Below are 15,490 nucleotides of genomic sequence, written 5' to 3'. Positions count from 1 at the left end.
TTTTGATATGTATGCCTAATTAGCCGTTACGTTGAGTGTTACGCCGCTTGCTAAGCTGTAACCTCTTAAATCAATGTACCAAGTACCTGCTTGTGGGTTATCAAATGTACATTCTTCATTATTACCATTTTTGTAGGGTCTACATAAGTATGAAGACGTACTTGAAGGCGAGCCAAAGTTTACATAAAGATCAGCATCACCATTACCACCGGCAATACTAATATTTAAAGTGCTATACCCTTCTGATAAATCTTGAGTAAAGCGGCTCCAGTTATTAGTAGTCACATTAATATTAGACTCAGTTCTATTAATTGGCGTCACACCACCATTCCCATCAGAGTAGCTTCCCGTTAGCAATACACCAGATATCGCACTCCATGCTTCAACCATTACATAGTAAGTTCCTGCTTGTGCATTACTTATGTTGCAGCTTTCTGTACTGGTAGATGTTGTGCTATTGCAATCATAGTTATTTAAGCTTGGTCTACTAGCAAATTTAACATATAGGTCTGCATCACCTGAGCCACCCATTGTATTAAATTGAAGATTTGTTGCGCCGTCAGGGACTTCCAAAGTAAAGAATAGTTGCTCTTTTTCTGCGCCGCTAATACCCGTACGGGTTACCCCATTGGTTAACACTTCATCGTCAGTCGGTGGTTGTGGTGTAGCACAATCACTACCTGAACTAAGATTTGAATTAACACCTACCGCAGCCAAAGCGGCTTTTACATCATTAGGGTCATAATTTAAATCACACGCAGCATCCATCACACCGTTACCGGCTAAATCCCAGCCTACACCCGCACTCCAATATAGTTGGTTAGCACGTGCCATTACGATAAAGGCTTTTTGCGTATCCCAACCCGGCGTGGTTGCTAAATTATAAAATGCCTTGTTATAAACACCTGAACTATAATGCACGTCCATACCTGAATAATAGTTACTTTGGTTATCTATTGAACGGCCATCTTGGGTAGGGTTATTCATGTAACGCAGTGCACCATTACCTTTAAAAATATCCTTTCCGACTAGCCAATCGTTGCTGCCTTTCATATAAAATTCAGCGGCTTCACCAGCCATATCCGAAAATGCTTCGTTTAACCCGCCTGGTTTACCATTATAAATTAAGCCTGAATTTTGCTCAGTAAAGCCATGGCTAACTTCATGTGCAGATACATCTAAACTTACCAATGGATAAAACGTATTTTGGCCATCACCAAAGGTCATTGCACTGCCATCCCAAAACGCATTTTCATAGTTACTTGAGTAATGAACCCGCATTTGTAACTGAAAACTCAAAGGCGCAGTCCCTAACCAATCGTTATACATATTAAAAATAACGTTACCAAAAAAATGAGCATCGTTTAGCGGTGAATAAGCACCGTTAATTTCTTTAAACGTATTTTCAGGACATGTAAATGAATACGCAGAAGAGCCACTTGTTCCGCCATTTAAATTAATAGTGCGAACATTTGCGTTATTCATGCTACAAGTATTACCTGATTGACTAACATCTAGGCTGTCAAAATCAGTTCCATATAAATACTTGCCTGTTTTTAGATTACCGCCAGGGCCTGTTGCATTGGCATGTTGCAGGTTATCGTAACTAAGCAAGACCTCACCGGTATTAGCATCAATGATCAGGTATGGCCTTGATGGTGACTTGCCATAAGTAACATAAGACACTTCATAAACTAAATGCGCCTTATTTTGATCGTCAACCCAGATAGCAAGTCTGGATTGCTCATTATGTTTTTTTAAGCCTACTGATTTTGCAGCTATACCCGTTTTAGACCCTTTTAAAATCGCATCTTTTTTTGTCAATTTAGCCGATACATCAGATAAATCTTCATCAATATTATAAACAGCTGCACCATGGGCTTTTTTAAGCATCCCATTATTAAATGTTAAGCTGACCGTATCACCAATGACAGGAATGCCCTGATACGTTTGTTGATAGCGGCGGGTTACTTCTCCGTTATTGCTAGTAAATTCTTTTAATACAACTAATTCGTTCCCTACACTCAACCCAATCAACTGATTTGGACTTACTGATAATAAGGAAGCAGAGTTTGATTGCACCATATTATTAATTGTCGGTTGTTGATTTAGGTATTTCTTATTCGCAGCTACTGCATTTGTTGCTTGAACCAAAGTTAAAGCAGCAAAAGTTGCTATTGTGATTTTAGATAAATTCACGTTTACGCTCCGTTAAAGTTTAAGTTTTTAATATATTTGTATTAATCGGCACACCTTGTACCCGATTAAGGATCAGAGTAGGTTACAAACTTAAATAACGAAAATTAAACATTTAATTTACAATTAAAGTATTAGCTCGGAAATTAATCTATTATTTTACAATGATTTAAAAACTACTGTTTTAACTAATGAAGTCCAGAAACAACATTTCGTATACATATATTTACATAAAACAGCAAGCAAAAAGCATTAGATTTTAAAATCACACGCTTTATTGTTAATCACTAATCGACTGCTCAATGAGCATGTAGTTGCAAGGAAAAGACTTTACCTGTTGAGCTTTAAAAGAGGGGTAATCTATTTTAAATGGGTAGGGAGTAGTTTTAAAAACACGCAGTTCATAGCCATGCACCACTATTTGCTATGTTTAAACAAATTTGCTTTTATTGAGGGCGATTTTAACTTGAGGCAATAACGGTATCGCCAATCACTTGTACTAAGCCCATGTATCTAAATGGGGTTTGTCGTCATCTTCTTCAGCGGTTTTATTGCGCGATTTATTTTCGTCAAACGCCAGCTTATGTTGCTTTTCTACTTCTCTTTTTTTACGCTCTTCTAACTCGACTTTTTTGGCACTGGCACTTTGTTGAACCCCAGCAATATGAAAAGCCCCTTTAGATTCAAGCGTTAAACGCGTAATAGGCCCTAAATAAGGGATCATTATATCCATGCGTGCCTCCATTGAATTGAATGTAATTTAATCACTATAAAACTGTTGATAAATAAAGCAAACCTTTAGTTATTATCGACAGTTATAAGGTATTCTTTAATTTAAGAAAATTTTTCTTGCCATGCTATTGGTTTATGTGTTTTTATAAATGCGAAATTTATTAAACAAGCAACAGCTAAGCGTTAACATAATAACGAATAGCTAAACAGGATAAAAAATGCGCAACACTCTGACAGCAGTACATCACCACCATCATTCATCGGAATAACCTGTCAGGTCTTTCGCTGAGAGGTTGTTCCTAAAAGGAAACCTCTGGCGAATCAACATACCAAGATTCATTTTCGCCCTGAGGTTTCCCTCGGGGTTTTTAGTTTTAAAATTAAAGGAAAATGAGTAATGAATAATAGTAATCGTCTTCGTATCGCCATCCAAAAAGGCGGCCGCCTATCTAAAGATTGTCAAGATCTGCTTAAGCAACTGGGTGTAAAACTCAACCTTCGCGAGCAGCGCCTTATAGCACACTCAACCAACATGCCAATTGACGTTTTACGTGTACGCGATGACGATATTCCAGGTTTAGTTATGGACGGTGTATGTGACTTAGGTATTGTTGGCGAAAACGTTTTAGTTGAAGTACAAGCAGAAAGAGAGCGCCAAGGCGTTCCAAGCGAAGTAACTAAATTATCAAAATTAGATTTTGGTTACTGTCGTCTTGCACTTGCATGGCCACAAGAACTAGGTAAGCAAGACAAAAGCTGGTTTGAAGGCAAACGTATTGCAACCACCTACCCTGAAATTTTAAGCCAATATTTAAAACGTGAAGGCATCAACGCCAGCACTGTTATGCTCACAGGCTCTGTTGAAGTGGCGCCGCGTGCTGGTCTTGCTGATGCCATTTGTGATTTGGTCTCAACAGGTGCAACCCTTGAAGCTAATGGCTTAATGCAGGGTGATACCATTTTAGAGTCAAACGCTTGTTTAATTCAAAACACCCAACTGCAAGATGCTGACAAACTCGCGCTTATCAATAAATTGATGCCGCGTTTGCGTGGTGTTAAGCAAGCCAAAGAAAGCAAATACATCATGCTACACGCACCAAAAGACAAGCTGGATGAAATTTGTGAAATCCTGCCTGGTTCTGGTCAACCTACATTACTTGCACTAGCAGGATCTGACGAATATGTAGCATTGCACATGGTAAGTAGCGAAACGTTATTTTGGGAAACCATGGAGCAACTTAAAGCACTCGGCGCGAATTCTATTTTAGTTATGCCAATTGAAAAAATGATGGAGTAACAGCCATGCTTCGTTGGAATGAAGAATCATCACAGGTTCAAGCAGCGGCGCTGATGCGCCCTGCTGTATCAGCGAGTGAAAAAGTAGAAAGTATTTGCCAAACTATTTTGGCAAAAGTAAATGCGCAAGGCGATGCTGCATTACTGGCGTTAGCAAAAGAGTTTGATAACCGAGCTGAGCCGCGTTTACGTGTTCCACTTGATGAAATTAATGCCGCTGAGAAAATGCTAAGCCCTGAGCTTAAGTATGCAATTGATACCGCTTATGCAAATGTAAAATGTTTTCACCAAGCGCAACTGCCTAAAGATATTAAGTTATCGACTCAACCGGGCGTTGAATGTGAACTGAAATATCAAGCCATCGAAGCGGTCGGTATTTATGTCCCTGGGGGCAGTGCCCCATTGCCATCGTCAGTTATAATGCAAGGTGTATTGGCGCAGTTAAGCGGTGCAAAAACCGTGGTACTCACTACCCCAGTACAAGGCGATAAAGCAATAAATCCTGCTATTTTATATGCTGCTAAATTATGTGGTATCACCACTATTATTGAAAGCGGTGGTGCAGGCGCGATTGCTGCAATGGCCTACGGCACTGAATCAGTACCTAAAGTGAATAAAATTTTTGGCCCAGGTAATAGCTTTGTGACTATGGCAAAGCAGTTAGTTGCACAAACAATTCCAGGAATGGCGATTGATATGCCAGCAGGTCCATCTGAAGTATTAGTGATAGCAGATGAACGAGCAAATCCAGAGTTTATTGCGGCCGATTTACTCTCACAAGCAGAGCATGGCGCCGACTCGCAAGTTATTTTATTGTGTAACAGCGAAACTATTATTAAACAAACACAAGACGCGCTTACTCGTCAATTAGCTAACTTAAGCCGAAAAGACACCGCTGAACAAGCGTTGGCCAATTCGTCACTTATTTTAGTGGATTCAATAGCGCAAGCATTTGATGTATCAGCGCAATATGGGCCAGAGCACTTAATTTTACAGCTGGCAGATGCAAGCCCGTACCTTGATGCGGTTAAAAATGCAGGTTCAGTATTTGTTGGCGACTACACACCAGAATCGGCTGGCGATTATGCATCGGGTACTAACCACGTATTACCTACTTACGGTTATAGCGCGACATACTCAAGCTTAAACTTGCTTGATTTTTTCCGCACATACACAGTACAAACTATTAGTAAAAGTGGCTTAACAGAGCTTTCAAAAGCTATTTTACCACTGGCAGACGCAGAAGGCCTTGATGCCCACGCTAATGCGGTTTCAATTCGTTTAGAGGCAATAAACAATGAGCAATGAGAGCGCCCAAGCAACCAGCTTATTACCCGAGAATATTAAAGCGCTTGCTGCTTACAGCTCGGCTAAAAGTGAAAAGTTAACAGGCACAACGTGGCTCAATGCCAACGAAAGCCCATATGCTAAAAACCTTGAGTTGAGTATTGAAGATTTAAATCGCTACCCCGACCCTCAGCCACAATTGGTTATTGATCGCTATGCAGCTTATACCGAGCTTAAAAGCGACAATGTCCTTATGACGCGAGGTGCAGATGAAGGCATTGAGCTTTTAGTACGCACGTATTGCCAGCCAGCTAAGGACAGTATTGCGCTGTTTTTGCCTACCTACGGTATGTATAAAGTCACTGCTGATACGCACAATGTGGCTATTAACGCGCTTACTCAAGAGTTATTATTAACAGCCAATGTTGATGATATTGTCACTGCGGTCGGTAGCTCAAAACTGGTGTTTATTTGTAATCCAAATAACCCAACAGGTAGTTTAACGCCGCTAGATAAAGTAAAAGCCATTGCCACTGCGCTTGCAGGTAAAGCATTGGTGATTGTTGATGAAGCCTATATTGAGTTTTGCCCAGAGCAAAGTGCAACACAACTTATAAACGAGTTTAGTAATATTGTAGTGCTACGTACACTGTCAAAAGCGTTTGCGTTGGCAGGCCTGCGAACCGGGTTTACCCTCGCTCAAGCCAGTGTACTTGCGCCCATTTGTAAAGTCATTGCACCGTATCCGGTATCGAGCGTGGTAGCGAGTATTGCAGCGCAAGCCATTGCCCCTGATGCCATTACCTCTATGCGTCGCCAAGTGAGCATTTTAAACAGCTTAAAATTAAAGCTAATAGAGTGGTTAAACGCCTCCCCTGCTGTATTAAAAATTCTCACTGGTGAAGGCAACTTTGTTACCTTAAAATTGGCCGATAAAAACAGCTTTAAAGTTGCCCTTGAACAAGGCTTAGTCATGCGAGCATTTACCTTATACGGTGAAGACGACTGGCTACGCATTTCAATTGGTAGCGAACAAGAATTAGAACAAGTAAAAATTTGGCTCGATGGTTTAACCACCCCAACAGCCCTATCACAACAGGAAGTATCATGAGTAATCCCTATTTATTTATAGACCGTGACGGCACCATTATTGAAGAGCCAATCACCGACAAACAGGTAGATAGCCTTGAAAAGTTGGCTTTTTTACCTGGTGTTATTCCGGCATTATTGCAACTGCAAGCAGCAGGCTATCGCTTAGTGATGGTATCTAATCAAGATGGTTTAGGCACTGACAGTTTCCCTACTGCGGATTTTGACATAGCCCAAGACAAAATGATGGACATACTCAACAGCCAAGGGATTAACTTTGAAGATGTACTCATTTGCCCACACTTTGATGAACAAAACTGCGATTGCCGTAAGCCAAAAACAGGCTTACTGACCGAGCTTATGCGCTCTGGCAACGTAGATTTAGCGCGCTCTTTTGTAATTGGCGACCGCCAAACAGATATTGGTCTTGCGCAAAACTTATGTTGTGAAGGTATTTTATACGATGGTAGCTGGCCTGCTATTGTTACTAAGCTTACAACGGCAAACCGTGAAGGCCGTGTTACACGCAATACCAAAGAAACACAAATTGATGTAGCGGTTAATCTTGATCAAACTAAAAACGGTAGCATAGACACCGGCCTTGGCTTTTTTGATCACATGCTGGATCAAATACGCACCCACGCAAACATTGGCTTAAACATTAAAGCCAAAGGCGATTTACACATAGACGAGCATCACCTTGTTGAAGACATTGGTATTGCCTTAGGGGTTGCTCTTAAACAAGCACTTGGCACAAAATCTCAAATTGCGCGTTATGGTTTTGCATTGCCTATGGATGAATGTAAAGCCGAAGCACAAATTGACTTATCTGGACGTGCTTCATTTGTGTTAAACGCAAACTTTAGCCGCGAAAAAGCCGGTGATTTAGACGTACAAATGGTAGAGCATTTTTTCAAAAGCTTAAGTGATAACGCTGCAATTAGCCTTATTTTGTCGGTAAGTGACGGTAACTGTCATCACCAAGTAGAGGGCTTATTTAAAGCGTTTTCACGGGCACTGCGTATGGCAATTGCACAAGATACTAGTCAACAAACAGCCAGCTCTAAGGGGTGTTTATGATAGCGATAATTAATACCGGTTGTGCCAATATCAACTCGGTACGCTTTGCATTTGAGCGTTTAGGTAAAACCCCTACGGTTATTACCTCGCCAGAACAATTAGCGGGCTATGAGCGCGCTATTTTACCTGGTGTTGGCCATGCATCTGTGGCTATGAAGCGCCTAGTCGATAATGGTTGGCAGCAAGCCATTAACGAATATCAGCGCCCGCTAATGGGAATTTGCTTGGGGATGCAACTGCTGTGCGAAAGCACCGAAGAAGGTAACGTGCAATGCTTAGGTAAAATACCAGGCCAAGTAAAAGCACTGGATGTAGGTAGTTTAACGTCACCGCATATGGGGTGGAATAACTTATCTATCCAACAAGCGCACCCACTAACCAAAGGGCTGCATAAAGACGATCAGGTTTATTATGTGCACAGCTTTGCGCACACCGTTAACGATGCCACTTTAGTCAGTAGTGAATACGGGCAAACTTTTTCAGCCATTGTTGCTAAAGATAATTATGCCGGTATGCAATTTCACCCAGAGCGAAGTGCTAAAGTAGGCACTCGTTTATTACAAAACTTTCTAGATTGGCAGTTATAAGCGACTGTTAATAAATAATAAAAGAGATACACAGTGATTATTCCAGCATTAGACGTATTACAAAATCAAATTGTACGTTTGTATCAAGGTAAATATGATACCGCACAGTTTTACCCCTTTGAACTTGGCGCTCGCCTAAAAGAATACGCTGACAGCGGCGCGGGTAAACTGCACCTAGTTGATTTAGAAGGCGCACGCGATCCAAGTAAAAAGCAGTGGCAACATATTCAAGCAGCCACAAAAGCACTGGATGTACCCTACCAAGTGGGTGGTGGTATTCGTTCAGAGCAAGATGTGAGCGATTGGATAAAAGCCGGAGCAAATCAAGTGGTTATTGGTTCAATGGCAGTTGAAAAGCGTGAACAGGTTAAAGCTTGGATTGAACAATTTGGCGCTGAGCACTTTGTGATTGCCCTTGATGTTAATAAAACTGAGTCCGGCTGGGCGCCAGCAACCCATGGTTGGTTAAATGAATCTGAGTTTGGGCTATTTGAACTTATTGATTTTTATGTAGAGCTGGGCATTATTGATTTTTTATGTACGGACATCAGTAAAGACGGCACCATGACCGGCCCCTCTTTTGCGCTTTATGAAGATTTAATTAATCATAATGCAGATATTAAAGTACAAGCGTCGGGTGGGGTAAGTTCGTTAGATGATATTAAAAAGCTAAATGAACTTGGTGTTGGCGGCGTGATTTTAGGCAAGTCTTTATTAGATGGTGCTTTTAGCGTAGAAGACGCGCTTAAATTAAGCTAAAAATATAGCTCTAAAAAAGGCACAGGTGCGAGCGCATCTGTGCCTTTTTTGTATAAAACTATCAGTTTATTTATGCTTACCAGGTAACATAGAGCCTAATACGCCATCTTGCTTTATTAAACCATGATAAAGCGCGGCACTAACATGCATAAAAATAAACAATAAAAATGCGTAAGCAATTAAACCATGTGCTTCACGGAAAAAAGCATATAGTTCAATATCTTTACTAACTAAGCTAGGCAAAGTAAATAAATCAAAAAAGCCCACATGACGGCCATCAGCGCTTTGCATTAACCAACCAGAAATCGGCATTAAAATCATAGATGCATATAAACCCACTTGGGTTAAATGCGCGGCTAATGCTTGAGCCTTAGGCACACTCGGTGGTAATGCAGGACTGGTGGTGACGACTTTATTGATTAATCTAATAGCAACTAACACCAACGCTAAAATACCAAATGACTTATGCAGCGCAATGGCCTCTATTTGCCAAACCGCTAAACTTTGTACCATCGACAAACCAAGAAATAACATAGAAAGTATGATTAACGCCATCGCCCAGTGAATAAGCATACTCGACGCTGAGTATTTATTAATTGTTTTCATTCGATATTTCCTGTTATTAATTATTTAAAAGTACTTCTTTAGCACGACGACGAAATGACTCAGCATAAGCCGCGCCACGGGCACGTAATATAGGATCGGCGCTTGGCTCTATCCCTGTAGGAAGTACCAAGGGATCAAAGTTCATATCAGCACACACGCCTCCTTCTTGCGCCTGAAGCCTTGAGATAACTAACGTACCGGCATTTATGGTTTTACGTGATTGAGGCCATAAAACAGTTGGGTTATTTTCATCATCCTCTTCGGTTGCAAAGCTAAACAGCATGTCGAATTTAACGGGGGCTTGAGCAACTTGATCTTTAAGTTGTAGCTGCAATGCATCGGCTGAATCATTATTAAGTGGTTGAATGTTTTCATCACTTAATTGTGGTTTAGCTATCCAACGTACGGCGTGCTTTTTATTATTTTCATCAACCAAATAAAAGGCATTAATACTGTGGTATTGCTCAGTGGCAAAACTGCTGGTTGGTTTATAACTTGCTTTCCAGTTATTAAATGCGGCACTTTCAGGGTGTGCGGCAAAAAAGGCTTTAATTTTTTCAGGACTGCGTTTTTTAGTTACCGGATCAGGGGATAGCGCTTGTAACTGTTTAAAGAACGCATCTGGCGTCGCTACAGCCATAACTGGAGGCGTGTTCATTGCTACGCGCCATTCTTGGTTATCATCGGTAGTTATAGAAAACGCTAAACTGCGCACCGGTGCTTTTAAATCAGGCGCGGTTGGGTTATTGCCCGCAATAGAAAAACGGCCAACAAAAGGAGTGGCCCCTAAATCAAATACCTTTGCTTGCGAATATTTAGCAAGCTCACCGGTAGACTCAAACGACCCCGCTAAACAAATACCTTTTGCATGGGCTCGACGAAAACCCGCATGGGCTTGATCACCTTGTTGTAAATTAACAAAACGCTGCGCAGTAACCGCATCGCTGTTAAAAGCGCCGGTAAAATATAAAATCGTCAGTGCAAATAAAGTGATTATTGCAATTAAGGTGATTTTTTTACTCATGGTAGGATTAGACCTCGTATGATTATTTTCATGATGATTATGTTTGGAATTTTTCATAGTTTTAATTACGTCTTTAAATTAATGGCTAACCATTACTGAGATATGCTTTAGATCGGATAGCTTTTATTTAGTTATACCGACACGACACTCACAAGACCGACCCCAAGCAATTAATATTTCAATTTAATTAATAAAAACCGCACTTTAAGTATTTTAAATTCCAAAAATATAATCTTTATGAGCTGCGCTTTAAAAAAGCCGATTGTTAATTATACTAATGTTGATACAAAGCAAGCATTAGGGTACTGATTTATTACGTTCTACAAAATCACACAAATTAAAACAAAACCGTACAGCAATAATAAACTCTTGAAATTAAAATGTTATTTTTTACTCATTAACTAACGGCTGCTTCTATTCAAGTAGTCAGTAGTTACTACTTTATAAATTGCATTTCAGGTAAATTTGAAAACAAACTCAATTGGCTATTTTGTAATTTTTAATTGCTTAAAAATGCCAACAATTAACAACGCACTCTTTATTTAAGGTAAGCCAAATGATCAAAACACCATGTTTTACTAAATTTAATTTAATTAGTATTACGTTTTTGCTTTTATTAGCCGGTTGCTCAGAAAACGAAGTCACTACACAAAAACAAAACGAACCACGTGCGGTTAAACTAATAACCATAGGTGATGAGTCGCAATCAAAAACGCTCACCTACCCCGCCACTATCGACACTATAAATAGCTCAAAGCTTGCTTTTCAAGTTAGCGGAAAGCTAGAAACGCTTAATGTTATTGCCGCACAAAATGTAAAAAAAGGCGATGTAATAGCCGTATTGGAACAACGAAACTTTATTAATGAGGTTAAGTCGAGCAAAATTCAGTTTGAAACCGCCGACAATGATTATCAACGTGGTTTAAAGCTCGCTAAAGATGGGGTTATTTCGCAACGAGATATAGAGCAACTAAAATCTAAAAAAGAAGTAGCCGAATCACAGTATGACTCAGCGCAAAAAGCACTATCCGACAGTAAAATTATAGCGCCTTACGATGCCATTGTTGCTGAGGTGCCAGTAAAGCAGCTTGAGAACATAAGCGCGGGTCAACATGTTGTTACTTTATTTGGTAAAGGCGAAATGGAAGCGGTGGTAAATATTCCCGCTTCAATTGTGGCCACGGTTGACTCTAAGCAAAACAATGTAGCGTCAGTTATTTTACAAGATGTATCGACTCCCCCCATTCCAGCAACATTTAGACGTGCCAATTTAGAAGCTGACTCTGCGAGTCAAACTTATGAAGTCCGATTTGCATTTGCTGTACCAAATAACCTTAATGTATTGCCTGGCATGAATGCCAGTCTAAAAATAACCCGTGAAAGCAGCTCAAATACAACTCGTTTATTAGTGCCAACCTTTGCTATTTTTGAACAAAATGGTGAACACTTTGTATGGACAGTTGACGCTCAAACTATGCAAGCTTCTAAAACTCCCGTTACTATTGAAAATGGCATTGGAGAACAACTCATCGTCACTGACGGTTTAAGTGCTGGCGATGTAATTGTTGGTGCAGGTGCAAACTATGTAACTGAGGGTATGAAAGTACGTCCTTGGACTAAAGCATAGGAGCGCGGTAATGGATTTAGCAAAATGGACAATCAATAATAAATTAATTAGCACCATACTCATAATTTTAACTCTAGGGTTTGGTTTTTCATCCTATAAAAATATGGCGCGGTTTGAAGACCCCGAATTTATAATTCGCACCGCGCAAGTGTTTGTCTCGTACTCAGGTGCAAGCCCGCTAGAAGTAGCAAAAGAGGTAACTGAGCCGCTTGAACGTGCAATTCAAGAACTACAAGAAGTTGATACTATATCGTCCACCTCATCTACAGGTTTATCTGAAATTAAAGTAGAGATTAAATCAGAGTTTTCTCCGACTAAATCTGAGTTGCAAGTTATTTGGACTAAGCTCAGAAACAAAATAAATGACACACGTCCAACATTACCGCCAGGTACTGGCACGCCTCAAGTTTATGACGATTTTGGTGATGTGTATGGCTTGAGCTATTTAATAACCGCCGAAGGATACTCACCCGACGAGTTACATGCCTATGCTAAAACGCTACAAAGTGACATTTTACAAGTAGACGGTGTAGCGAAAGTTGCCATGACGGGCGTACAACAAGAGGGAATATTTGTAGAAATTGCTCGAGAAGAGTTAGCCTCTTTAGGTGTATCTATCAATAACATTTACGGTATTTTGGATGAACAAAACGCCGTATTGAGTGCAGGTAATACCCAAATTGGCGATCAACGTATTTTTATTGATCCCACCGGCGAATTAAACTCCGTTGATACCATTAAAAACCTACTGGTAAGTGCCAGCGCTAAAGGTAAAACAATTTACCTAAAAGATATTGCCAATGTATACCGCGGTTTTCAAAGCCCAGCAACCAAGTTAGTGCGCTACAACTCTAAGCCTGCCATATCCCTGGGGGTTGCCAGTGTATTAGGCGCTAATGTGGTAAAAGTGTTTGACCGCGTTGATGATAAAGTAAAGCAAACTGAAAACCTCAGACCGCTTGGCATCAGCGTGCATGAGTTTTACCACCAAGGAAAAGTGGTACAAGACTCAGTCGATAACTTTGTGGTTAATGTATTAGTCGCGCTGGTGATTGTCATGGTCACGCTACTGCTATTTATGGGGTTGCGCTCTGGGATTATTATTGGCGCCGTATTACTGCTAACTATTTTTGCGACACTTGCTACCATGGACTTTAGCGGTATACCCATGCACCGTATTTCCTTAGGTGCGCTTATTATTGCCCTCGGTATGATGGTTGATAATGCGATTGTGGTGACAGAAGGAATTTTGGTAGGCACACAACAAGGGCGTAAAAAGTTAGACATTGCCAGTGAAGTTGTAAAACAAACTAAATGGCCACTACTTGGCGGTACATTAGTCGGCATTGTTGCCTTTGCACCTATTGGCCTCGCACCGGGCGATACCGCTGAATTTACCGGCCATTTATTTTGGGTTATTTTAATCTCCTTATTATACAGCTGGTTATTTGCCATTACCCTAACTCCCTTATTTTGCTATTGCTTGTTTAAAGAGCAAGATAACGACACCTCAGGCTCAGCAAAACCAAATAAACTCATGGCTCTTTATCAATCGGTAGTGGTGTCAGCACTGCATCACCGCTGGCTTAGTATTGCCATTGTGGTTGCCACTTTTAGTGTGTCTATGTGGGGATTTCAATTTGTAAAATCAGGTTTTTTCCCAGCTTCTACCACACCGCAAATGGTGGTTGATTTTTGGCTACCGCAAGGTACCGATATTGAAAAAACCAAAAAAGATATGCTCAAGTTAGAGGAATTTGTAAAGCAACAAAATGGCGTTGAAGGCATACAAACGCTTATTGGCGGCGGCGGGCTTCGCTACATGCTTATTTATGGTAGTGAGTCACCAAACAGTTCTTACGGGCAAATTTTAGCTAAAGTCGATGACTACAAAAAGCTAGATCAACTTTTACCTACCGTACAAAATTACATTGACGATAACTTTGTCGATGCTCAAGGCAAAGTATGGCGCTTTGTAATGGGCCCAGGTGGTGGCTCTAAAATAGAAGCCACATTTAAAGGCCCCGATCCGAGTGTATTAAGAGAGCTGGCAGCAAAAGCAAAAGCCATATTAATTGATGATGGCGGTGCGTTATCAATTAAAGACACCTGGCGACAACGCATTAGTGTTATTGAGCCACAGTACTCAGCCATTAATGCACAGCGCGCAGGTGTAACGCGCAAAGCTGTTGCTGAAGCACTGCAACAAAACTTTTCAGGGCAAGTGGTTGGGCAGTATCGTGAAGGCGAAGAGCTCATTCCTATTATCGTCAGAGCGCCACAAAAAGAACGCGTAGACATAAACGACATTGGTAACATTCAAGTGCAAAGCAATATCACCGGTGAAACACTGCCTCTTGCTCAAGTCACCAATGGCTTTAAAACCGTATGGCGCGACGGCATATTAAAACGTGAAGACCGTGAATGGACCATAAAAGCCCAAGCCGATCCACTGCCAGGGGAGCTTGCTTCTGAGTTATTTAATAGAGTAAAACCAAAAATAGAAGCCATTGAACTACCACAAGGCTACCGCCTAGAATGGGATGGCGAATATGGTCAATCGAAAGAGTCTAACGAAATGCTGGCCTCAACTATTCCACTGGGTTTTTTAGCCATGGTACTCATTGTTATTGTGTTATTTAACGCATTAAAACAACCTATTATTATTTGGCTTGTGGTGCCATTAGCCTTAATTGGTGTTGTTTTTGGGCTGGTTACTACACAAATCCCATTAGAGTTTATGGGTATATTAGGATTACTGTCGCTCTCTGGTTTATTGATTAAAAATGCCATTGTATTAGTGGATCAGATGGATATGGAAATACGCCAAGGAAAACCACGCTATGAGGCCATTATCGATTCGGCAAATAGTCGGGTAAGACCAGTAATGATGGGCACACTCACCACCGTACTAGGGGTAATACCACTATACTTTGATGCGTTTTTCCAATCGATGTCAGTGGTACTGGTGTTTGGGTTACTGTTTGCCACCCTACTGACTTTAATTGTGATCCCCGTACTCTACGCGATATTTATGAACGTAAAAACAGATGAACATATACATAGTTAATTGTTGATCACACTGAATCTTGGTCAAATGTTATGAACACTTTGATCAAGATTCACCCTACTTTAGTCAAAAATTACAGAATAAACGCACAACCATAATGGCAATAAACGCACTTTCTAATTATTATATTAATATCA

At 40.6% G+C, this 15,490-nt stretch carries 12 protein-coding genes; 8 read left to right on the top strand and 4 right to left on the bottom strand.

Translation table 11 applies throughout. The annotated features are described in order from the left end of the window. Positions 1-15 precede the first annotated feature (15 nt). Entirely contained in the window at positions 16-2,199 is a 2,184-nt protein-coding gene (locus tag PTET_RS18615; protein WP_013463300.1) for a M4 family metallopeptidase, read from the bottom strand. 496 nt (positions 2,200-2,695) lie between these two features. After that, positions 2,696-2,929, bottom strand: coding sequence for a hypothetical protein (locus PTET_RS18610; protein ID WP_013463298.1), 234 nt, complete (start codon positions 2,927-2,929; stop codon positions 2,696-2,698). A gap of 396 nt (positions 2,930-3,325) precedes the next feature. On the opposite strand from PTET_RS18610, the gene hisG reads away from it, so the two are divergent. From hisG to PTET_RS18580, 6 genes are read left to right on the top strand one after another with little or no spacing between them, the layout of a single operon-like run. Beyond that, entirely contained in the window at positions 3,326-4,225 is a 900-nt protein-coding gene (hisG, locus tag PTET_RS18605) for an ATP phosphoribosyltransferase (protein ID WP_013463297.1), read from the top strand. A 5-nt stretch (positions 4,226-4,230) separates the two neighbouring features. Beyond that, positions 4,231-5,532 carry a histidinol dehydrogenase gene (hisD, locus tag PTET_RS18600; protein ID WP_013463296.1) on the top strand — a complete coding sequence of 434 codons (1,302 nt, stop codon included), beginning with the start codon at positions 4,231-4,233 and terminating at the stop codon, positions 5,530-5,532. After that, a complete protein-coding gene (hisC, locus tag PTET_RS18595) occupies positions 5,522-6,622 on the top strand; it encodes a histidinol-phosphate transaminase (protein WP_096039091.1) in 1,101 nt (366 codons plus the stop codon). Before hisD ends, hisC begins: the two co-directional genes overlap by 11 nt. Continuing rightward, positions 6,619-7,680 carry a bifunctional histidinol-phosphatase/imidazoleglycerol-phosphate dehydratase HisB gene (gene hisB, locus PTET_RS18590; RefSeq protein ID WP_013463294.1) on the top strand — a complete coding sequence of 354 codons (1,062 nt, stop codon included), beginning with the start codon at positions 6,619-6,621 and terminating at the stop codon, positions 7,678-7,680. The genes hisC and hisB overlap by 4 nt, the downstream gene beginning before the upstream one ends. Continuing rightward, positions 7,677-8,267 carry an imidazole glycerol phosphate synthase subunit HisH gene (hisH, locus tag PTET_RS18585; protein ID WP_013463293.1) on the top strand — a complete coding sequence of 197 codons (591 nt, stop codon included), beginning with the start codon at positions 7,677-7,679 and terminating at the stop codon, positions 8,265-8,267. The genes hisB and hisH overlap by 4 nt, the downstream gene beginning before the upstream one ends. A 33-nt stretch (positions 8,268-8,300) precedes the next feature. Continuing rightward, positions 8,301-9,026, top strand: coding sequence for a 1-(5-phosphoribosyl)-5-[(5-phosphoribosylamino)methylideneamino] imidazole-4-carboxamide isomerase (locus PTET_RS18580; RefSeq protein ID WP_013463292.1), 726 nt, complete (start codon positions 8,301-8,303; stop codon positions 9,024-9,026). Positions 9,027-9,092: 66 nt separating this feature from the next. Here PTET_RS18580 and PTET_RS18575 read toward each other — a convergent pair whose 3' ends face one another. Together PTET_RS18575 and PTET_RS18570 are read right to left on the bottom strand one after the other, a co-directional pair. Further along, positions 9,093-9,632 (bottom strand): cytochrome b, encoded by a 540-nt coding sequence (locus PTET_RS18575; RefSeq protein WP_013463291.1) that lies wholly within the window; start codon positions 9,630-9,632, stop codon positions 9,093-9,095. Positions 9,633-9,648: 16 nt separating this feature from the next. Continuing rightward, a complete protein-coding gene (locus tag PTET_RS18570; protein WP_013463290.1) occupies positions 9,649-10,656 on the bottom strand; it encodes a catalase family peroxidase in 1,008 nt (335 codons plus the stop codon). Between the two features lie 556 nt (positions 10,657-11,212). Between PTET_RS18570 and PTET_RS18565 the strand changes: the two genes are divergently transcribed. Next, positions 11,213-12,283 (top strand): efflux RND transporter periplasmic adaptor subunit, encoded by a 1,071-nt coding sequence (locus tag PTET_RS18565; RefSeq protein WP_096039090.1) that lies wholly within the window; start codon positions 11,213-11,215, stop codon positions 12,281-12,283. Between the two features lie 10 nt (positions 12,284-12,293). After that, on the top strand, positions 12,294-15,353 hold the full coding sequence (locus PTET_RS18560; protein WP_096039089.1) for an efflux RND transporter permease subunit: 3,060 nt from the start codon (positions 12,294-12,296) through the stop codon (positions 15,351-15,353). Positions 15,354-15,490: the final 137 nt, after the last annotated feature.

Source organism: Pseudoalteromonas tetraodonis, assembly GCF_002310835.1.
GTDB classification, from domain to species: Bacteria; Pseudomonadota; Gammaproteobacteria; order Enterobacterales; family Alteromonadaceae; genus Pseudoalteromonas; species Pseudoalteromonas tetraodonis.
This window is presented reverse-complemented; position numbering and strand designations above follow the sequence as displayed.